At 57.2% G+C, this 19,552-nt stretch carries 18 protein-coding genes; 10 read left to right on the top strand and 8 right to left on the bottom strand.

Going from position 1 to position 19,552, the window contains the following annotated elements:
- Positions 1–258: 258 nt before the first annotated feature.
- Complete coding sequence (locus H6G07_RS26440) at positions 259–990, top strand: acyltransferase (protein ID WP_073608943.1); 732 nt, start codon at positions 259–261, stop codon at positions 988–990.
- Between the two features lie 163 nt (positions 991–1,153).
- On the opposite strand, the gene fusA is transcribed toward H6G07_RS26440, so the two are convergent.
- The gene (fusA, locus tag H6G07_RS14815) at positions 1,154–3,247 is read right to left on the bottom strand and encodes an elongation factor G (RefSeq protein WP_073608944.1); all 2,094 of its coding nucleotides are present in this window, start codon (positions 3,245–3,247) and stop codon (positions 1,154–1,156) included.
- Between the two features lie 513 nt (positions 3,248–3,760).
- Between fusA and H6G07_RS14810 the strand changes: the two genes are divergently transcribed.
- Together H6G07_RS14810 and H6G07_RS14805 are read left to right on the top strand one after the other, a co-directional pair.
- Entirely contained in the window at positions 3,761–4,066 is a 306-nt protein-coding gene (locus tag H6G07_RS14810; protein WP_073608945.1) for a hypothetical protein, read from the top strand.
- 270 nt (positions 4,067–4,336) lie between these two features.
- Complete coding sequence (locus tag H6G07_RS14805) at positions 4,337–4,564, top strand: hypothetical protein (RefSeq protein ID WP_073608946.1); 228 nt, start codon at positions 4,337–4,339, stop codon at positions 4,562–4,564.
- A 4-nt stretch (positions 4,565–4,568) separates the two neighbouring features.
- Here H6G07_RS14805 and H6G07_RS14800 read toward each other — a convergent pair whose 3' ends face one another.
- Positions 4,569–4,796, bottom strand: a complete 228-nt coding sequence (locus H6G07_RS14800) for a hypothetical protein (protein ID WP_139297056.1) — start codon at positions 4,794–4,796, stop codon at positions 4,569–4,571.
- A gap of 501 nt (positions 4,797–5,297) precedes the next feature.
- On the opposite strand from H6G07_RS14800, the gene H6G07_RS14795 reads away from it, so the two are divergent.
- Both H6G07_RS14795 and H6G07_RS14790 read left to right on the top strand, forming a co-directional pair.
- The gene (locus tag H6G07_RS14795) at positions 5,298–8,192 is read left to right on the top strand and encodes a hybrid sensor histidine kinase/response regulator (RefSeq protein ID WP_073608947.1); all 2,895 of its coding nucleotides are present in this window, start codon (positions 5,298–5,300) and stop codon (positions 8,190–8,192) included.
- Positions 8,176–9,192 (top strand): response regulator, encoded by a 1,017-nt coding sequence (locus tag H6G07_RS14790; RefSeq protein ID WP_073608948.1) that lies wholly within the window; start codon positions 8,176–8,178, stop codon positions 9,190–9,192. The genes H6G07_RS14795 and H6G07_RS14790 overlap by 17 nt, the downstream gene beginning before the upstream one ends.
- On the opposite strand, the gene H6G07_RS14785 is transcribed toward H6G07_RS14790, so the two are convergent.
- A complete protein-coding gene (locus H6G07_RS14785) occupies positions 9,161–9,538 on the bottom strand; it encodes a phage holin family protein (RefSeq protein ID WP_073608949.1) in 378 nt (125 codons plus the stop codon). The genes H6G07_RS14790 and H6G07_RS14785 overlap by 32 nt on opposite strands.
- Before the next feature lie 252 nt (positions 9,539–9,790).
- Here H6G07_RS14785 and ggt point away from each other — a divergent pair, with 252 nt between their 5' ends.
- A complete protein-coding gene (gene ggt / locus H6G07_RS14780; RefSeq protein ID WP_073608950.1) occupies positions 9,791–11,365 on the top strand; it encodes a gamma-glutamyltransferase in 1,575 nt (524 codons plus the stop codon).
- 36 nt (positions 11,366–11,401) lie between these two features.
- On the opposite strand, the gene H6G07_RS27110 is transcribed toward ggt, so the two are convergent.
- The 3 genes from H6G07_RS27110 to H6G07_RS14765 all read right to left on the bottom strand — a co-directional run bounded on the left by H6G07_RS27110 (position 11,402) and on the right by H6G07_RS14765 (position 13,411).
- A complete protein-coding gene (locus H6G07_RS27110) occupies positions 11,402–11,536 on the bottom strand; it encodes a type II toxin-antitoxin system RelE family toxin (RefSeq protein ID WP_199312111.1) in 135 nt (44 codons plus the stop codon).
- A gap of 119 nt (positions 11,537–11,655) precedes the next feature.
- Positions 11,656–11,859: a hypothetical protein gene (locus H6G07_RS14770; RefSeq protein ID WP_073608951.1), complete on the bottom strand. Its 204-nt coding sequence runs from the start codon at positions 11,857–11,859 to the stop codon at positions 11,656–11,658.
- Positions 11,860–11,995: 136 nt separating this feature from the next.
- Positions 11,996–13,411 (bottom strand): NupC/NupG family nucleoside CNT transporter, encoded by a 1,416-nt coding sequence (locus H6G07_RS14765; RefSeq protein WP_073608952.1) that lies wholly within the window; start codon positions 13,409–13,411, stop codon positions 11,996–11,998.
- A 237-nt stretch (positions 13,412–13,648) separates the two neighbouring features.
- Here H6G07_RS14765 and H6G07_RS14760 point away from each other — a divergent pair, with 237 nt between their 5' ends.
- The 4 genes from H6G07_RS14760 to H6G07_RS14745 all read left to right on the top strand — a co-directional run bounded on the left by H6G07_RS14760 (position 13,649) and on the right by H6G07_RS14745 (position 16,267).
- Complete coding sequence (locus tag H6G07_RS14760; RefSeq protein WP_073608953.1) at positions 13,649–13,921, top strand: hypothetical protein; 273 nt, start codon at positions 13,649–13,651, stop codon at positions 13,919–13,921.
- Positions 13,922–14,010: 89 nt separating this feature from the next.
- Positions 14,011–14,949, top strand: coding sequence for a ribokinase (gene rbsK / locus H6G07_RS14755; protein ID WP_073608954.1), 939 nt, complete (start codon positions 14,011–14,013; stop codon positions 14,947–14,949).
- 77 nt (positions 14,950–15,026) lie between these two features.
- Positions 15,027–15,878, top strand: coding sequence for a TIGR02587 family membrane protein (locus H6G07_RS14750; protein WP_073608955.1), 852 nt, complete (start codon positions 15,027–15,029; stop codon positions 15,876–15,878).
- Positions 15,879–15,889: 11 nt separating this feature from the next.
- Positions 15,890–16,267: a hypothetical protein gene (locus tag H6G07_RS14745; RefSeq protein WP_073608956.1), complete on the top strand. Its 378-nt coding sequence runs from the start codon at positions 15,890–15,892 to the stop codon at positions 16,265–16,267.
- Positions 16,268–16,305: 38 nt separating this feature from the next.
- Here the strand turns inward: H6G07_RS14745 and H6G07_RS14740 are convergent, their stop codons facing one another.
- Positions 16,306–16,848 carry a hypothetical protein gene (locus tag H6G07_RS14740; RefSeq protein ID WP_073608957.1) on the bottom strand — a complete coding sequence of 181 codons (543 nt, stop codon included), beginning with the start codon at positions 16,846–16,848 and terminating at the stop codon, positions 16,306–16,308.
- A gap of 358 nt (positions 16,849–17,206) precedes the next feature.
- Positions 17,207–19,207 carry an EAL domain-containing protein gene (locus H6G07_RS14735; RefSeq protein ID WP_242026803.1) on the bottom strand — a complete coding sequence of 667 codons (2,001 nt, stop codon included), beginning with the start codon at positions 19,205–19,207 and terminating at the stop codon, positions 17,207–17,209.
- Positions 19,208–19,552 lie beyond the last annotated feature (345 nt).

Raw genomic sequence — 19,552 nt, 5'->3', positions numbered from 1 at the left:
ACCTACCCAACACATAAGTCTTAGATAAAGCTTATTTTCTACAATGAAATACAAGCTGATTTTTTGTTTGGGATGCGCTGTTCTCTAAGCGATAGAACTCTGCGTTTCGACATTGGACAAGCATTGTAAGGAAATAGGTAATAGTTAGCTGATCCTTTGCAAAATAAGGGTTCTAGGAAGCATTGGTATCACTAAAAGACGGTGGTATTCATTATTAAACTCAAATGCAATTTGCTATTCCAAAAAGAGGACTAGAATATGAATCGGCACCAAGACTTTAACCAAAAGCCTTCAGCAGCAGATAATTCTCAAGCTAATTATTCTAGCGGTTGGAAATATCGAAGGGACGAGTATCTACTTGCTCTATTCGGTGCAGTTCCAATGGGCGTTGGCAAAAAGTTACGCCAGCTTGTCTATTCGCCCATTTTTGGCAGCTTTGGTAGGGGCGTGACAATAGAGTTTAATGTGCGATTCATTCGCCCAAATTCTATCATTATCGGCAATTCTTGCTCAATCTGCAATTATTCGTTTCTAAACTGTTGGGAGGATGGCGGCGAACTAGTTTTAGAAGATTCTGTACGGTTAGACCAAGGTTTTCATCTCCAAGCACTAGGAGGTAAAGTCAGTATTGGACAAAATACCTACGTAGGGCCATACGTTTGTATGGCAGGCCCAGGTAACATTACTATCGGGAAAAACTGTTTAATTGCATCAAATACTAGTCTTTATGCAAACAATCACATTTTCTCCAGCATAGATATACCCATCAACCAGCAGGGCACAACGGTTAAGGGCATAGAAATTGAAGAAGACTGCTGGCTCGGTTCTGGAGTCAAAGTTGTCGATGGGGTGACCATTGGCAGAGGCAGCGTGATTGGTGCTGGAGCAGTGGTCACAAAAGATATTCCGCCCTATTCAATTGCTGTTGGGGTTCCAGCTAACGTGATTCGCCAGCGAGTAGCCAGTGAGCTGGGGTGGGTCAAGCAATAGTTTTTGTGAAGGGGTTTAAACGCTTAATAAATTGAGCGATCGATTTTTTCTTTTTACTGTTCCATCTATTCAAACAAAACGCCCCGGCCAAAGTTGGCCAGGGCGTTCTACTATCCGAAGAGGTAGGGGACAGCATGCTGTGCCCCTACAGCAGATCAGGGGTTTATTTGGCCGCAGCCGCCTGGCGCTCCTTGGCTTCCTTAATCACTTCCTCAGCCACGTTGCTGGGGCAGGGAGCGTAGTGAGAGAACTCCATGGAGAACTGGCCCCGACCGGAGGTCATGGTGCGCAGGTCGCCAATGTAGCCAAACATTTCGCTCAGGGGCACATCGGCCTTGACGCGAACGCCAGTAGCGGCGGGATCTTGGGACTTGATCATGCCACGACGGCGGTTGAGGTCACCGATTACGTCACCCATGTAGTCGTCGGGGGTGAACACGTCAACCTTCATGATCGGCTCCAGCAGCTGGGGGCCAGCCTTGGGCAGCGACTGGCGGTAGGCAGCTTTAGCGGCAATTTCAAAGGCGATCGCCGACGAGTCAACCGCGTGGAAGGCCCCATCGGTGAGGGTGACCTTGAGGTCAACCACCGGGTAACCGGCCAGCGGGCCTCGGTCAATGCTGGTGGCAAAGCCCTTTTGCACCGCGGGCCAAAATTCGCGGGGCACGTTACCGCCGGTCACCGCCGACTCAAACTGGAAGTTGGTGCCGACTTCGCCCGGCTCGATCACGTAGTCGATCTTGGCGTACTGACCCGAACCACCCGACTGCTTCTTGTGGGTGTAGCTGTCGGCCAGGCGCTTGGTGATCGCCTCGCGGTAGGCCACCTGGGGCTTGCCCACTTCGACTTCGACGCCATGGGTGCGCTTGAGAATATCGACCTTAATGTCGAGGTGCAGTTCGCCCATGCCCTTGAGGATGACTTCGCCGCTCTCTTCGTCGGTTTCCACCTGGAAGGAGGGGTCTTCAGCCACCATCTTGCTGATCGCCATACCCATTTTCTCGTTGTCGCCCTTTTTCTTGGGATACACGGCAATGGAGATCACCGGGTCAGGGAAGACCATGGGCTCCAGGGTAGCGGGATCTTTGGGATCACAGAGGGTGTGGCCGGTCTGCACGTTTTTCATACCGATCAGCGCCACGATGTCGCCAGCCTGGGCCGACTCTACCTCTTCGCGATCGTTGGCGTGCATTTCGACCAGGCGGCTGATGCGCTCGGTCTTGCCGGTAGCGGTGTCGAGAATGGTGTCGCCCTTCTTCAGATGACCCGAGTAGATGCGGGTGAAGGTGAGCGCGCCAAAGCGGTCGTCCATGATTTTGAACGCCAGCGCCCGCAGGGGCTTGTCGGCATCGGCGTAGGCCAGTTTGCCGGTGGGGTTACCCTCCAGGTCGACTTCGGGTTGGGCAGGCACTTCGAGGGGGTTAGGCAGGTAGTCAACTACCGCATCTAGCACCAGCTGCACCCCTTTGTTCTTAAAGGAGGAGCCGCAGTAGGTGGGGAAGAAGGCCAGCTCGCGGGTGCCCTTGCGAATGCAGGTCTTAATCTCCTCAATGGAGATCTCTTCGCCCTCAAGGTACTTACCAAGAATTTCGTCGTCCTGCTCAACGGCTAGCTCAACGAGGGCCTCGCGGTACTCTTCAACCTGATCTTTCATGTCCTCAGGGACATCTTTGATCTCGTAGTTCTCGGGTTTGCCCGACTCATCCCACACCCAGGCCTTGCGGGTGAGCAGGTCAACCACACCCACAAACTCGGTTTCGGTGCCGATGGGCAGCACCATTACCAGGGGCTTGGCCGCCAGGATGCTGTCGACCTGTTTGACGACCCGGAAGAAGTCGGCCCCGGTGCGATCGAGCTTGTTGACGTAGATGACCCGAGCCACCTTGGAGTCGTTGGCGTAGCGCCAGTTGGTCTCAGACTGGGGCTCTACCCCGCCTGAACCGCAGAAGACGCCGATACCGCCGTCGAGCACCTTGAGGGAGCGATACACCTCAATGGTGAAGTCAACGTGTCCAGGGGTGTCAATGATGTTGAGCTGGTGCTCTTTCCAGAAGCAGGTGGTGGCCGCCGACTGAATCGTGATCCCCCGTTCTTGCTCTTGCTCCATGAAGTCGGTGGTGGCAGCACCATCGTGAACTTCACCGATCTTGTGGATGCGACCGGTGAGGGCGAGGATGCGCTCGGTGGTGGTAGTCTTGCCCGCGTCTACGTGGGCAAAAATACCAATATTGCGATAACGGGTGATGTCTTTAGCCATAACTGCTTCTCCGGATTCTGGGCGATGGACCGCTGGTGACCATCTTCATGGGTTACTCAGACGGGGTCTGGGTTGTCGATTGGGTAGCCTTGACAACAGAAAACTCTATCACGAGACCATGACGGGGAGTCTGAGCTGGGGCCGAGGCAACAACACCTAATATGAACTATTGTAAAACCCCCTGACACATCCGTGAAAGGGGGGAGATCGATTACTGAGTTCTTTTCCCAGGATAGCCGCCATTGGGGCTAGATTGAGTGGGGAAAACCCATCATTTGCCGACAGCGCTTCCCCCTGGGGATAGTCGTTCAGAGTCGATCCCCATTTCTAGGATGCCGTAGGCTTTACGCTCCGCGAATCGCACCGGTTCAAGCCCAAGCAGCGTCCCAGCGCTAGTGCTGTTTGACTCGCTGTGGTCTTGCCTCCAATCGCTAGGAGTCAGAAGCAAAGTTAAGGCTGATTCTTTCTACAATGATGGCCGGGCGTTTTAGAGTATTAAAGGAGAACTGGGCTATGGGCAGCGTCGTCGGGACAGGCAGCCACACCGCCAGTGGCTACGTGGGGGCTGCCATTGTGGGCAGCAGCATTACCCTATCGCTAAAAGATTTCACCATCGCTGCCGAGGGGGACGCGCTGGAGGCGTTTTTGACCATCAACGGCAACATGGCTAAGCGTCCCATCGCTTTGGGGTCGCTACCACAGACCAGTGGAGCCTTTGACTTGTCAGTCCCTGAGGACACCGACATCAGTCTATTCAACACGCTAGTGATTCGCCCGGTAGGGTCTGAGGATGCTGTTGCCACCGCATCGGTGCCGTAAGCCTGAACCTCGGGCGGCGTTGGCCTTGGCCAAGCCTTGCCTATCGTGCTAGGTGTTCTCTTTCAGGCAATCCCTTAGTTACAGGTGAACTCTGGCAGGTATGACAGAAACACTCTCAGGACAGATTGCGGGCGATTGAGAAGGCTAAACAATCGTGACAGGGGCGATCGCCCGTTCACCAATAACTTGGAAAATTAGAATAGGGGCGAGTGGTCGAGGGCGATCGCGTCCCGTCCACCCCGCCCATACATCCTGGGGATAGTAGCTGTTATGGATAAGTCAGACGATCAGGCCCGCGAACGACTGGCCCAACAACGTCAGCACGCCGACCACAACCACGATAATTTGCTCAGCCGTAGCGATGCCGAACTCCACGAATCACCCGCTGCATCGGTGGAGGAAAAAGCTCGTCAGGCCATGGCCAAGCAACGCCACCACCAAGACCATACCGCAGACACCCTGCTAGAGCGCAGTGAAGAAGAGGTGCACGAGTCCTAACGTTTTAGCAGAGGCAAAGTGGGTGAGCTGGCGATCGCCCTTCGGTACCGGCCAGCAGCACCCGATCAACCCACGTTGTGCCCAGCGGCAGCGATCGGCAAATGTTGACTGAATGGCGGCGCGGGGTTAGCGCTGCTTGCAACGCTTGAACCTGAGCCGGGCTAAAGGTCGCAGCTATTTCGGAAGCCCTGCAAGCTAGCCCATTGTCGCTGCCAGTGGGGGGCGTCGCCAATGGGGGCAGAATTGCTGAGTTGCATCACCAATCCTTAGGAAAAAGCACTCTAGACGCGCCTGAGCATCTAACAGCCAATTACTCCATCAGCAAATTCCTGAGTTTAAGGTTTTCACTGGCCAAGATTAGGCGCGATCGCCCTACCTGCCCTAACTCAAGCCAATGAATCTATCGCAGCGCTTTCCACGGCCAGGCGAACTTCAGGCTGATTCCCCGTCTAGGCTCAGCAAAATTCTGAGGCGTTATTGCCTAGCCCCTGGCTAACGTGAAAAAGAATCGTGTTCCCAGGCAGGCCGACGTCCATAACCTATCTGGCGGGATGACTGTTTCGGCCTGGCCTAGCCGGTTCAAATCACTATCTCTGATGGGGCGGTTCCAGCCGCTAGGGTAAAAACCGCTACCTCAAACTGGGTACTCTCAAGCATATATCACTGCCCTCAGGCGGGGTGTGGCTGCAAGGCCAGTCTCGCTTCATGTCTCTGCCCCACAGGGCGATAGCCTATGCAACCTGCACCTCTGCCCGCCAATGAGCTCTGTCGTCTACAGGCGCTATACGACTACCACATTCTCGATACGCCACCCGCTGATGGGTTTGACAATCTGACTCGACTGGCCGCAATGGTGTGCGACATGCCCATAGCCCTGGTCAGTCTGATCGACCAGCAGCGGCAGTGGTTTAAATCACGCGCGGGCTGCGTTGCTGCACGTGAAACCGCCCGCGATTTGGCTTTTTGCGCCCACGCCATTTTGCAGCCGGGGTTGATGGAGGTGCCCAATGCCCTAGAAGATGAGCGTTTTTGGGATAATCCGCTGGTTACAGGGGAATTTAACCTGCGATTCTATGCGGGTATGCCTCTGATCACTGCCACCGGCTATGCCCTCGGCACCCTCTGTGTGATCGACCAGGTTCCCCGCACGCTCACCCCTTTCCAGCGCCAGGCTCTAGAAATGCTAGCCGCCCAGGTGGTCGCCCAGCTCGATCTGCACCGCCAGCTCGAACAGATTCATCAGGCTGACCTAGAGCGCCAGCACCTAGAGGAAACCCTGCGCCTGCAAGAACGGGCGATCGCGGCCAGCTGCAACGGCGTCATCATCACCGACGCCCGTCAGCCCAACAATCCGGTAATCTACGTCAACCCGGCCTTCGAGCGTATCACCAGCTACGCCGCCGCCGAAGCTCTAGGGCAAAACTGCCGTTTTTTGCAGGGGGGCCACAGAGACCAGCCCGGCCTAAAAACCCTGCGCCAGGCGATTGCCGAAGGCCAAGACTGCACTGTGGAAGTGATCAACTATCGCAAAGACGGCACGCAGTACTGGAACCAGCTCAGCATTGCGCCTATTCACAACCCCGAAGGCCAGCTAACCCACTTCATCGGCATTCAGACCGACATCAGCGATCGCAAGCTTGCCGAAGCCCAGCTTCACCAGAATCTGCACGACCTCGAACAGGCTCGCTGCGCCGCCGAGGCCGCCAACCAGGCCAAAAGCGAATTTTTAGCCATGATGAGCCACGAAATTCGCACCCCAATGAATGCCGTCATCGGCATGACCGGCCTGCTGCTCGACACCTCCCTCACCGACCAGCAGCGGGACTTTGTCGAAACCACCCGCAACGCGAGCGATAGCCTGCTGACCATCATCAACGACATCCTCGACTTCTCAAAAATCGAGTCGGGCAAGCTAGAGCTAGAAACCCAGCCCTTTAACCTGCGCACCTGTTTGGAAGAAGCCCTCGACCTGCTGGCTGCCAAGGCCTCTGAGAAAGGGCTAGAGCTAGCTTACCTGCTGCCGACCCAGGTGCCCCAGTACTTGCTGGGCGATGTCAGCCGCCTGCGCCAGGTGCTCGTCAACCTGGTCAACAACGCCATCAAGTTTACCCCCACAGGGGAGGTGATTGTCTCGGTGCAGGCGGAGCCGCAGACCGCCGCCGGGCAAATTACCCTCCAGGTGGCGATCAAAGATACCGGCATTGGCATTCCGGCCCATCGGCTGCACCAGCTGTTTCAGCCCTTTTGCCAGGTGGATGCCTCTACCACTCGGCAGTTTGGCGGCACCGGGCTGGGTCTAGCCATCAGCAAGCGCCTGTGTGAACTGATGGGCGGCACCCTCTGGGTAGAGAGCCTTGAGGGCCAGGGGTCAACCTTTTACTTCACGCTGCGAGCCAACCTCGACCCCCAGCCGCCAACCCCCGCCACTCTGTCCCCGACTACCATGCTCCAGGGCCGCCGCCTGCTGGTGGTCGATGACAACGCCACTAACCGCAAGATTCTTCAGCTCCAGCTCCAGGGATGGGGAATGGCGGTGGTGACGGTAGATTCGGGCTTAGCGGCCCTAGAAGCGCTTGAAACTCAGCGCTTTGACCTGGCCATTTTAGATATGCAAATGCCGGGCATGGACGGCCTGGCTCTAGCCCAGACTCTGCACCGACAGTTTGCGGAGCGATCGCTGCCTCTGATCATGCTGACTTCCCTGGGCTGGCACCACAGCATCGCCAACCAAGGACTGTTTGCGGCCTACCTGACCAAACCCGTTAAGCAAGCCCAGCTCATGGAGGCGCTGGCTAATGCCCTGATCGATCGCTCTGAAACCGTGCGGGTGTCACCCCGGCCCAGCCCTGCGCCGGTAGATACCGACCTAGGGCGGCGGTGCCCCCAGCGCATTTTGCTGGCTGAAGACAACGTGGTTAACCAGAAGGTAGCCCTCCAGATTTTGCAGCGTCTGGGCTACCGGGCCGATGTGGCCGCCAACGGCTATGAGGTACTGGCGGCTCTCGCCCAGCGACCCTACGACCTGGTGCTGATGGATGTGCAAATGCCTGAGATGGATGGCCTAGCCGCCGCCCAGCAGATCGTTCAGCGCTGGCCTGGCTGCCGCCCCCGCCTGGTTGCCGTTACCGCCAACGCCATGCAGGGCGATCGCGAACAGTGCCTCCGGGCCGGTATGGATGACTACATCAGCAAACCCATTCGCCTAGAGGAATTAATTCGGGTTCTAGAGACGAGGAAGTCTACCACCCCTGCCGCCGTCGATTTGACGGCACTGCACACCTTTGCCACCACCGTGGGAGGCGATGATGCGAGGTTTATGGCCGACCTGATTGCCAGCTACCTGGAGAGTGCCGACCAGCTCTTAGTTGATATGGGCACCGCCCTAGATCAGCAAGACTGGTCTACCCTCCAGCGGGCCGCCCATACCCTCAAGTCGAGCAGCGCTTCCGTCAGTGCCGATGCCCTCTCCGCCCTCTGTCATGATCTAGAGGCGGTGCTGCGTCAAGACTCCAATCCAGCCGTCGCCGACCGAGTAGAGGCCATTCGCTACGCCCTAGCCGACGTTAAAACGGCCCTACAATCTGTCTTGGTTTCCCCGGAGGTAACCAGCCATGTCAGTCAACGCTGATTCAGCGGTAATTTTGGTGGCCGACGATGACCCGTTCATTCGCCACATGCTGACCCGTTACCTTGAGCGCGAGGGCTATAGGGTAATTGAAGCGCCCCACGGTGAAGCGGCCCTCGACTTGTACTTTTATCACCGGCCTGATCTGGTTCTGCTCGATGCGCTGATGCCGGTGATAGACGGCTTTGAGGTGTGCCGCCGGTTGCAGTCTCTAACCCAGGGCGACCTGGCCCCGGTGCTGATGATCACCGGCCTGGAGGACGAAAAATCGGTAGATCAGGCCTTTGAAATCGGGGTGGTAGACTACATCACCAAACCAATCAACTGGGCGGTGCTGCGCCAGCGGGTGCGGCGACTGATTATGCAGCACCGACTTGAAATTCAGCTGCGGGAGGCTAACTACCAGCTCCAGCAGCTGACGATGATGGATAGCCTCACCCAGGTGGCCAACCGCCGCCGCTTCGACGAGTACCTGCTGCAAGAGTGGGGCCGAGGGGTACGCGAAGGCCTGCCCCTGTCGCTGGTCATCTGCGACATTGACCATTTCAAAGACTACAACGACCACTACGGGCACCAGGCGGGCGATCGCTGCCTTCAGGAGGTGGCTAAAACCCTCAACCAGTGCATCAGTCGCCCCGCCGACCTGGTCACCCGCTACGGCGGCGAAGAGTTTGCGGTGATTTTGCCTAACACCACCATGGCCGGGGCTACTGCCGTTAGCGATCGGCTGGTGAAAGGGATTCAGCAGCAGGGTCTACTCCATGACACAACTCCCCAAGCCATTGTCACCATTAGCTGTGGCGTCGCCAGTGTGTTACCCATGGCCGACTACCTACCCTCTGACCTGGTGTTTACCGCCGACCAGGCCCTTTACCAGGCCAAGGCCCAGGGCCGCAACCAATACCAGGCCATCTACGTCATGCCCCCCAGCCCTGGGCAATCGGCTGATGCAGGGGCTGCTAGGGCTACCCCTACCCTTCGATCTCTTTTGCCTGAGGCTTAAGAGCCCGGCCAACAAAAAAGTTGTTTAGTGCCGTAGACACCACCGACAGCACGATGGGGCCGACGATAAATGCCCAAAACCCTTGTACTGCAAAGCCTGGGGTCACCAGCGACGCCAGCCAGAAGCAAAGGCCGTTGACCACCAGCGAAAACAGGCCCAGAGTCAAGATAGTGATCGGCAACGACAGAATAAACAGCACCGGCTTAATGATGCCGTTGACGAGACCGATGGCAACCGCCGCTACCATCGCCGCCGGAAAATTGGCCAGCACGACTCCCGGAAAGATGGCGTCTACCAGCAGCAGCGACAGCGCCGTAGCCAAAATACTGAGCAGATAAAGCAGCATTGTCGAATCTCCTTGGGGACAGGGCTAAGGGACAGCTATAGGCGAAATTTGCTGAGATTAGGCTGTATTCTCTCACAGGAGCTTGGCGGACAAAAGAGCCTGCCTGCGATTCGCGAAGCGATCCGTCCCGGAATCGCCCCTACCTGGAGCATTTCTTAACAGAGCTGGATCCCAGGCCACCGCCTGCGATCGCGGCCTGCCCGCAAAAGTGCTACCTTCTAGGCCCAATGCTGATGTAGTCCTGAGTTAGCTATGGCTCTAGTTTCTGCCCCAACCGCTATGGTGGTCTGCCCTCACTACCTAGCTTCCATCGCCGGTCTCAATGTACTCAATCAGGGAGGCAGCGCAGTCGATGCGGCGATCGCTACCCAAGCCGCCCTGTCAGTGGTTTACCCCGCTATGACCGGGCTGGGTGGCGATGGCTTTTGGCTGGGCTACCAGGCCAGCTTAGGTCAGCTCTATGGCCTCAACGGCTCGGGCCGGGCGGGGACGAGCTGCGATCGCGATCGCTTCACGGGTCTAGCGGCTATTCCCCAGCGCGGCCCCCAGGCGGTAATTACGGTGCCGGGGGGCGTCTCGGCCTGGGGCGAGGTGCACCAGCGCTTTGGTCGCCTGCCCTGGGCCGACCTGCTCCAGCCCGCGATCGCCCTGGCCGAGCAGGGCTACCCCTGCTCCCAATCCCAGGCCCACTGGACGAGGGTCAACGCTGAGTTTCTGCGGGCCTACGGCGGTGAGAACAACCCTTTTCTGCCGGGGGGGGAGGTGCCTGCCGCTGGGTCGCGCGTGACCAACCTGCCGCTGGGGAAAACCCTACGCCGTCTGGCCGTCGCTGGTTCCCAGGACTTCTACGAGGGAAAGATTGCTGAGCAAATCGTGGACTACCTCAGCGCTCTGGGCGGCTGGCTTACCCGCGACGACTTCGCCCGTCACAGCGCCACTTGGGTAGAGCCGATCAGCACCACCTACCGGGGCCACCAGGTGTGCCAGCTGCCCCCCAACACCCAGGGGTTTACGGTGCTGCAAATGCTGAATGTGCTGGAGGGGTTTAACCTGCACACCGTCGGCCACGGCACCGCCGACTACTATCACCTGCTGGTGGAAGCCACCAAGCTGGCCTTTGCCGATCGCGATCGCTGGCTAGGCGACCCCGACTTTACCGACATGCCGCTAGGCGAACTGATCTCAAAACCCTACGGCGATCGTCGCCGCGCCCGACTAAGTATGACCGTAGCCCAGAATTGTCTCGCTGCGGCCAGCGGCGGCGACACGGTCTACATCGCGGTAGTCGATGGCGAGGGCAATGTGGTATCGACCATTCAAAGCCTGTACTTCGACTTTGGGGCAGCGGTGGTGCCGCCTGAGCTAGGCTTTCCGCTGCAAAATCGAGGTGCGCTGTTTTCCCTTGACCCCAACCATGCCAATGCCCTAGAACCCGGCAAGCGGCCCTTTCACACTCTCATGCCCGGTCTAGTGCTCAACGGCGGCAAGCCCTATCTGGTGCTAGGCACCATGGGCGGCGAGGGTCAGCCCCAAACCCAGCTAGCGCTACTGACCAGAATGCTAGATTTTGGCTACTCTCCCCAAACGGCGATCGACCTGCCCCGCTGGCTGTGGGGCCGCACCTGGGGCGAAGCCTCTACTCAACTGGCGATGGAAAATCGGATTCCCGCTGCCATTCGCCAAGCCCTAGAACGTAGGGGGCACCAGGTGGCCGAGGCTCCCGCCTGGGCTGAGAAAATGGGCCATGCCCACGCCATCCAGGTGAATCCAGATGGGCTGTTGGGCGGCTGCGATCGCCGCAGTGAGGGCGCGATCGCCTGCTTGTAAGGCTTGGCCAAAACTAACTCAGTACGTGGCTAGACATCAGCGATAGACCTCCCGCCGATGCCTGACTCGAACGACCAAAATCAAGAGCTGGGTATCTTTAATAGTGTAAACAATGCAGTAGTCTCCGACCCGAATACGATAAAGGTCGTCTTCTCCTGAGAGCTTAACCATCCCCGCCGGGCGAGGTTCCTAGGCCAAAGCGTCAATTTTGGGCTTTAGTCGCTGCTGATCTTGAGGTGATAAGGCCTTGAATTGCTTGACCGCAGGCTTTGCAAACTCAATGCGATAGGTCATAGCCCCACATCGGCCTTGAGGTCTTCCCAGGCAAGGGTGCCTTCAGTGGCAACAGACGCCAAGGCCTGTCTGGCCTCCCCTACATCGGCAGTATCTTCTACTTGTTTAGCCTTGAGAAATTGCAGAAAGTCGAGCAGCTCAACCAACACCGGCTCGGAGGCGTTGTCGAGTTCTTGAATGAGCAATTCCTTTAAGGTCATCGCTTTACCCTTTGTTAGAACCTGCCCTAGCGTTTTGCCTAGAGGGCCGCAATGCAGATATCTACAGTCTAGCCGCAGACAATTTTGTTCTGGTAGCTGACCAAGGCGATGGTCATCAGCTAAAAACTAGCGCCCCTTACCGGCCCAGCACCGCCGCGCCTTCGTAGAAAAAGATGCCCGCTACACAGCCGGTCATCAGCGTGGCCAAGGTGCCCGCCCACAAGGCCTTCCAGGCAACTTCGCTAATGTCTTTGCGGCGGGAGGGTACCAGGGTCGATAGCCCGCCGACAAAGATGCCCACCGAAGGCAGGTGAGCAAAGCCGCAGAGGGCGTAGCTGACAATTACTAAGGCGCGATCGCTCAGCGTGCCCTCAGCCGCAGCATTGGCGAGACTGATGTAAGGTGGGATCGCTGTTTCTAAGAACCGTCGCCCAATCAGCTGCGACGACAGCCACAGCTCTTGCCAGTCCAACGAAACCCCAGTGAGAAAGGTGAGGGGCAAAAACAGCACCCCCATAATGTTTTGCAGCGTAATCACGCTAAACACCTGGCCGATGACGCGCCAGAGGGCAAACTCGCTGGTGGCCAAGCTAGCCAGCTGGGCAAAGAGCAAATTGAGCAGGGCGATCAGCCCCAGAATGGCGATTAGGGCGGCGACAATGCCCACTGCCATTTTGACGCCGTCGAGGGCACCCAAAATTAGGCTATCCATCGGGCTTTGCTGCTCATCGTCAGCAAAATCAATGTCGGGGACTTTGCCCAGGGTATCGGGCACCTCTTTCTCCGGCACTAGAATCTTAGCCATCACAAAGCAGGCTGGAATCGTGAGCACCGAGGCCGACATTAGGTGCCCGGCAATAGAGGGAAAAATAGGCCGCAGATAGCCAGCATAGAGACCCAGCACTGTCGAGGCAATGGAGCCAAAGCAGGCCGCCAACACACAGCACAGCTCGCTGCGGGTCATGCGTTCAAGGAAGGGCTTGATCGCGATCGCCGACTCAATACCAACAAAAATATTCGCTGCCCCCGCCAACGACTCGGCTCCGCTGATGTTCATTGCCCAGCGGAAGAAGCGGGCAAACACCCTCACAATAGGCTGCACCACCCCCAGGTTGTACAGCAGCGCAAAAATGGAGGCAAAGAACACAACCTGGGGCAGCGATCTGAAAGCAAAGATATAGCCCAGGTTGAGGTTGTCGGCCCCCAGGCGATCGCCCGGAATGGCAGTAAAGGGCGGCGTGAGGGCACGGGCAATCCAGCGTCCAGCCCCGGCTGGCCCCACCGGCTGGTTGAGAACGGGTACAAAAATGGGGCCAAACAAAAACCGCGCTCCCGCATCCGAAGCATCGATCAGGGCGTTGAGTAAGGAGCTAAGCCACACCACCACGTCGCGAGTAAACGGCAGCAAAAACACAAGTAGCCCCACCACCAGCTGAATGCCAATGCCCCACAAAATCACTTTCCAAGGTACTCGCCGCCGATCTTCTGAACCTAGCCAGGCAATAAAGCAAAGGCCAAAAAGACCTAACAGCGAAATTAAGCGCAGTGCCATGCGGTGCCATTCTCCTTTTGGCCCAAAATTGGCGAGCCTGCCACCGATTATGCCGAAGAACGTCGCTGGCGAAGCGGCTTGTTCTAGAACTTAATCCTGAGATAGATGCAAGGTAGCAGGTTTGCGGTTCACAGTTTTGTCTTGAACCGCAGACCTTGAACCATAGACCTTAGATTGTCAACCTCAAACCTTCCTTCCAGACTGGCTCATAATAGAACTGACCCACCGCTCCACCCTATGGAAGCTTTTTCCCCTTTTTCGCCCGACTGGGCTGAGTCTGCCACCCACGCCAGCAAGTTTTGTTGCCCTCAGTGCGGGGCCGAGAGCCGCCAGGCTAAAGCTGTCTGGATCAACCGCCGATCGCCCGTCTACGGCACCGACCACCGCCGCAAGTGGCAGGAGTTTTACCACTGCGGCGAGTGCGGCACTCCCTGGTGGGCCTGGAGCAGCGATCGCCCCCCATCCCCCTATAACACCCTCGACGACGATGACGACAGGGAATTGTTTTAGGGCATTTTGGCAGCAGCTAAACCTGCGATTTGGCCTGGGTTGAACCGCTCCACCGTTCGAACGTTCAACTGTTTAAGCGCCTGGTACCAATGACCTCCAACCCATTGCCCAAGACCATTCACGTGTTTGGCAGCCTAAACATGGACCTGGTCTGTCGAACGCCCTACCTGCCCCAGCCGGGGGAAACCATTTTGGGCACCCAGTTTGAAACGCTACCCGGCGGCAAGGGAGCCAATCAGGCGGTGGCGGCGGCGCGGCTGGGGGCAGCCACAACGATGGTCGGTCGAGTCGGCGCAGATGACTTTGGCCGCCAACTCATTCAGGGTTTGCAGAATGCTGGGGTCGATGCCAGCGGGGTGGCGGTCGATGGGGAGGTCTCGACCGGGGTGGCGGCGATCGCCGTCGATAGCGTGGGCCAAAACACCATCGTGGTCATCCCCGGTGCCAACGGCCAGATCAGTGACGGAGATGTCGATCGCCTCACGGCTCGGCTGCGACCCGGCGACCTGGTGCTGCTTCAGTTTGAGGTGCCGCTGCCGCTGGTCATGGTCGCCGCCAAGGCCGCCAAGACCCAGGGGGCAACGGTGATCGTTGACCCCGCCCCTGCCCGCACTGATCTGCCGCCCGAATTCTTCAGAACCGTCGATATTCTCACCCCCAACCAGGTCGAGGCCAGCCAGCTCACTGGGATGGCTGTGACCGATGTTGCCACCGCCACCGAGGCGGCTCAGCAGTTGGTGCAGCGCGGCGTTGCGATCGCCATCGTCAAGCTGGGCGACCAGGGCGTTGTGGTCGCCGAAAACCATCGCACCTTTCACCAGCCCGCTCTGCTGGTGGAGGCTGTTGACACCGTTGCTGCCGGGGATGCCTTTAACGGCGGCCTGGCCGTTGGCCTGGCTGAAGCGATGGATATAGAGGAGGCCGTGCAGTTCGCCAATGCTGTTGCCGCTGCAGCGGTCATGGTGCCGGGGGCGCAGCCGTCAATGCCTGAGCGATCGCGGGTGGCCGCCCTGCGCATTGCGCTTTAGCACCTCTAGCCTCGGCTGCGGCATGTAGCGGTGCTCACAATCTGCCAAAATTAAGGGCAACCTCAGCAACGGATGGCATGGTACGAATCAAAGTTCAGGATTGGCAGACAGAATTTAGCGATTTGATGCGCGGCATTGCCGGGGCGTTTTTGTTTGGTGCCCCCTTTCTCTACACCATGGAGGTGTGGTGGAAGGGAAACTTTACCTCGCCGCCGCGGATGATGCTGATTTTGGGCATGGCCTACCTGGCCCTGGTGCTGCTGAATATCAAAGGTGGGTTTCGCGCCGAGCAGCCTCGCAGCCGCACCCAGGTTTTGGTCGAAAGTGCCGAGGGGCTGGCGATCGCCCTGTTCACCGCCACCCTCAGCCTGACGCTGCTCGACATCCTTCACCTTGAGACCGGCATCGATGCCATCATGGGCCGACTGATCACCCTGTCGCTGCCCTTTGCAATCGGGGTCGGTATTGCCAACAACCTGCTGCTGAGGGCCGACGACGGCGAGGCCGACTCCGCCCAGCGCGACCACCCCTGGCGCAGCACCCTGTCAGATGCTGGGGCCGCCCTGCTGGGGGCGATTGTCGTCGGCTCCTCGATCGCGCCTACCGACGAAATCCCAATGATCTCCAGCTCCCTGGAGCCCGCGCGCCTGCTGTTGATTATGGCCAGTTCGCTACTGCTGTCGTACATCATTGTGTTTGAGGCCAATTTTGGCGCTCAGCGGCAGCGGCGATCGCAGTCCGGCTTATTCCAAAAACCAATTAGCGAGACTGTGGCCGCCTACCTAATTGCCCTGGTCGCTGCAACGCTCATGCTCTGGCTGTTTCAGGTGATTCGCGTGGGCGACCCAATTAATCAATGGGTGAGCTATATCATCGTATTGGGCCTGCCCTGCACCATTGGCGGTGCCGCCGGTCGTCTAGCTGTGTAACTCCTAACCCTATGTCTGAAAAGCCCACCCGCAATCGCGCTGAATGGTTTTCCCTCGGCATTTCCCTCACCCTGCTGTCGGCGGTGGTTGCTACGGTGGCGTCACTGTGGCTAAAACCATCGCTTAAACCCGCCGAATTTACGGTGGAACCGGGGGAAGTGCGGCCCGCCCAGGATCACTATTACCTGCCCATTACTATTACCAACGAAGGCGACGCTACCGCCGCCGAAGTGACCGTCGAAGGCACCCTGGAAACCACAGACCCCGAAGAAGTCGCCGCCACCACCTTCGACTTTATCCCCGCTCGCTCCCAAGCCGAGGGGTTTTTGATCTTCACCGCAGAGCCTTCCACAGCATCCGTGCGCGTTATCAGTTACCAAAAGCCCTGAGCACTCTGACGTGGGGCATTTTCCACGGCGATCGCGACTCAGTAGCCCGGCTTTACCACCAGGTGCTGCATCACCTGGTGATCGTGGTCGAGGAGTCTAAGCTCATCGACCTTGACGCCGACCGATCGAATGGGTGCATCCAAGACAAATAAGCCGTCAGTGACCTCATTGTTGAGCGTTCTACCATCGCTCAAGCGGGCTTCTACAGCGGCCACGTCCGCAGAACGGCTGCGGCCCAGCAAAATTAGCGACGTGTGGGCACTTTGGGTGGGGCCGTAGTGAACGTAGTCTACCCACTCGGTTGAAACGGCGTCGGGCGGGCGGTAGCTAAAGTTGGCCCCCTGGGGAGAAGCCCACCACAGTCCCCAGGGCAACCGCGAAACCACCACATGCCCGCCGTCTAAGGCATCTGGCAACCCCTGACAAACAACAATCGCTGTGGTGGCTGTTTGCCGCTGGGTTTTGGTGATCCGAGCGTTTTCACAAAACCCATCTTGCTGGGCGGCCCGCGCTGGGGTTAGGCCCCAGTTGTCTGCGCGCCAAAGCCCCCAAACTCCCACGATCAGGCCAGCGGTGGCCACCGCAAAGAGGAATCTGGCGATTCTCCTAACCTCCCGACTAGAACCAGGTAAAACTGATCTCATCAGCGGTTTCCCGTGCCGTGCCGTTTCTTTGACCCGCGATCGCCTTGGGAGTTCCCATAGATCAGGCTCACTGGGGTTTCGTCACCGCGTTAGAACGAGGAATGCAAAAGCGGGCGTTGCTGATCAACGGTATGATTTGCCCCCCTAGCCCCCCAATTCTGGGGGGAACCAGACGACTTCAAAGCCCCCCAAACTTGGGGGGTGGGGGGCGATGCAGCAACTGTTACTTTTGCAGATTCATTCCTCAATTCAGCAACGCCCAAAAGCGCGATCGCCCGCCCATGACAACGGTAAATCACGGGGATGTCGCCGCAATGTCGCCATAGCTGATCTGCACCGCACCATTTTTCCCTCGGGCTTTGGCTCGATAAAGACCTTGGTCAGCGGTGGCGATCAACGTTTCAAACGACAGGTCGATCTGGGGCACAACGGTGGCTACGTCAAAGCTCATGGTCATCAGGTTACCGGTCTGGGATTGGGGATGGGGCAGTTGTAACGCCGCTAAATTGGCCTGAATGGCCTCAACCATGGCGATCGCCCCCTCAGCGGTGGTATTTGGCAAAATAATGGCAAACTCTTCACCGCCGTAGCGGGCCGCTAAATCAGACGGACGCCGAGAGGCTTGCACAATGGCGTTGGCCACCTGCCGCAGCGCATCGTCTCCGGCCAGGTGACCATGGGTATCGTTGTAGAGCTTGAAGCAGTCCACATCACACAAAATCAAAGATAGGGGAGACTGCTCTCGGGCCAGCCGCTGCCATTCTGCCTTCAGCCGATCGTCAAAACAGCGGCGGTTGGCCAACTGGGTCAACCCATCCACCGAAGCCAGGCGCTGAAGCTCTTGATTGGCGGTTTGCAGCTGGTGATACAGCTCCGCTTGCTGAATGGCGATCGCCGCCTGCCCCGCGAGCTGATAAAACAGATTGACCTCCGACTGCTGCCACTGGCGCGTCTCGTTGCACTGGTGGGCAATTAAAAGCCCCCACAGCCGCTCTTTTTGCAGAATCGGCACAATCAAATTCGCCCGAATATTTAGGCTTTGCAGCAGCTCAACGTGGCACGACATCAGCCCCGCCGTTTCAATGTCTTCGATCGCTCGGGTGTTGCCCTGTTGATAGTAGGCCGCATGGGTCGTCTGAAAGCAGGTATCCATCACATGGAAACCCAAAATAGACGGGCACCCTTCGGCCAGAGATTCGACCGCCACTAGCCCACTCCAGTCTGGCTCAAACCGATAAATGACGACTCGATCGACCTCAAACAGCTGTCGAACTTCATCCGCTGTAGTTTGGAGAATCTCGTCCAGCTTCAGCGATTGCCGAATATGGTGAGTCACGGCTGCAACAATGCGCTCAGGTGCAGTTTGATGTTGTACTTTGTGCGCCACCGACTGCACAGGCGCTGGGGTGAACGGCACTGCCGTTGAGTTAAAGCCGGGCGTCGTTTTGGCCGGTATGGCAGCCGGTTTAGCAATCAAATAGCCCTGGGCAAAGGTAGCACCCCGTTCCTGCAACCAGTTCAACTCTTCAACGCATTCAATTCCTTCAGCAACGGTTTTAATATTTAGGTTTTGCGCGATTTCCAAGAGCTTTTCAGTAATGGAAGCTTTATAAACGTCAAGGTGAACGTTTCGAATTAGCTCCATATCCAGTTTGATGAAATCGGGACGTAGCTGATGCAGCAGGTTCAAACCAGAATATCCAGATCCTAAATCGTCTAGGGCAACAGCAAAACCAGCTTCTCGGTAATATTTTAATACGGTTTTAAGGTGGTCTAGATCTTGAGGGTTGTCTGACTCAACAACTTCAAACACAACCTGGTCGTGGCGAATGCCCGCTCGATCGATGGCGTCTACTGTGCTCCGCAGGCAAGACACCGGGTCATACAGCGCTGTGGGAGAAAAGTTGATGAAAATACGTCCCGTCAAGTTGTGCTGGCTAGCTTGATTAATCGCACTCAGGCGAGCCACCCGATCTAGCTGGGGCAACAGACCGGCTTCGGTTGCCAGCTCAAAAATGGAACTTGGCATAACTAAGTCGCCGTGCTCGTCTAGGCCGCGAAAAAGGCATTCATATCCATAGATTTGAGCCGTGTCGTCGATTGAAACAATCGGTTGAAAATGACTGGTGACGCGATCGCTAGTCAACATATCCACCAGCCAATCGGATTGACTGATCTTGATAAAACGCTGTAAGGAAGAAATATCGCTAAAATCTTGCAGCTGTGGCTGTACTGCACCGCGAACAAATAGAACTTGGGTTTCTTTAAGTTCTCTTGGTGCTACTAGCTGAGCCAAACTTTGGGCAACCCTATGGGCTTGGCCAGATTTGCAGGCGATGCTTAAACCAGGCCGCTCTTGCATCAGCTCAAATTCGAGCGACTCTTGGTTTAGAAAAGGAATAACTTTTGTTAACGTATGGGGAACCGGAAACCACAGAAAAAGCCGACCTGCCTCTCCAGCCTGACATCGACCAATACTGTGACAAGCGCAAGTCTTAGAGGCAGAAAATCCCATAACTCAAACCCGCAATCAATCAGTGGTCTTTAGTATTCCCATTCCATTATAGAGAGCGTCATAGGTTAAGTAAGATAGCTGAAGTTTCAAGAAGATAAATATCAGAAAAAGTCAGGCAATTTATTG

The organism is Phormidium tenue FACHB-1052 (assembly GCF_014696675.1).
GTDB classification, from domain to species: Bacteria; Cyanobacteriota; Cyanobacteriia; order Phormidesmidales; family Phormidesmidaceae; genus Nodosilinea; species Nodosilinea tenuis_A.
Note: the sequence above shows the minus strand (reverse complement) of the source record. Positions and strands in the feature narration are given on the sequence as shown.

Coding starts and splice junctions, on each gene's coding strand:
- H6G07_RS26440 (WP_073608943.1), top strand. CDS start 259: ATGAATCGGCACCAAGACTTTAACCAAAAGCCTTCAGCAGCAGATAAT.
- fusA (WP_073608944.1), bottom strand. CDS start 3,247: ATGGCTAAAGACATCACCCGTTATCGCAATATTGGTATTTTTGCCCAC.
- H6G07_RS14810 (WP_073608945.1), top strand. CDS start 3,761: ATGGGCAGCGTCGTCGGGACAGGCAGCCACACCGCCAGTGGCTACGTG.
- H6G07_RS14805 (WP_073608946.1), top strand. CDS start 4,337: ATGGATAAGTCAGACGATCAGGCCCGCGAACGACTGGCCCAACAACGT.
- H6G07_RS14795 (WP_073608947.1), top strand. CDS start 5,298: ATGCAACCTGCACCTCTGCCCGCCAATGAGCTCTGTCGTCTACAGGCG.
- H6G07_RS14790 (WP_073608948.1), top strand. CDS start 8,176: ATGTCAGTCAACGCTGATTCAGCGGTAATTTTGGTGGCCGACGATGAC.
- H6G07_RS14785 (WP_073608949.1), bottom strand. CDS start 9,538: ATGCTGCTTTATCTGCTCAGTATTTTGGCTACGGCGCTGTCGCTGCTG.
- ggt (WP_073608950.1), top strand. CDS start 9,791: ATGGCTCTAGTTTCTGCCCCAACCGCTATGGTGGTCTGCCCTCACTAC.
- H6G07_RS27110 (WP_199312111.1), bottom strand. CDS start 11,536: ATGGTTAAGCTCTCAGGAGAAGACGACCTTTATCGTATTCGGGTCGGA.
- H6G07_RS14770 (WP_073608951.1), bottom strand. CDS start 11,859: ATGACCTTAAAGGAATTGCTCATTCAAGAACTCGACAACGCCTCCGAG.
- H6G07_RS14765 (WP_073608952.1), bottom strand. CDS start 13,411: ATGGCACTGCGCTTAATTTCGCTGTTAGGTCTTTTTGGCCTTTGCTTT.
- H6G07_RS14760 (WP_073608953.1), top strand. CDS start 13,649: ATGGAAGCTTTTTCCCCTTTTTCGCCCGACTGGGCTGAGTCTGCCACC.
- rbsK (WP_073608954.1), top strand. CDS start 14,011: ATGACCTCCAACCCATTGCCCAAGACCATTCACGTGTTTGGCAGCCTA.
- H6G07_RS14750 (WP_073608955.1), top strand. CDS start 15,027: ATGGTACGAATCAAAGTTCAGGATTGGCAGACAGAATTTAGCGATTTG.
- H6G07_RS14745 (WP_073608956.1), top strand. CDS start 15,890: ATGTCTGAAAAGCCCACCCGCAATCGCGCTGAATGGTTTTCCCTCGGC.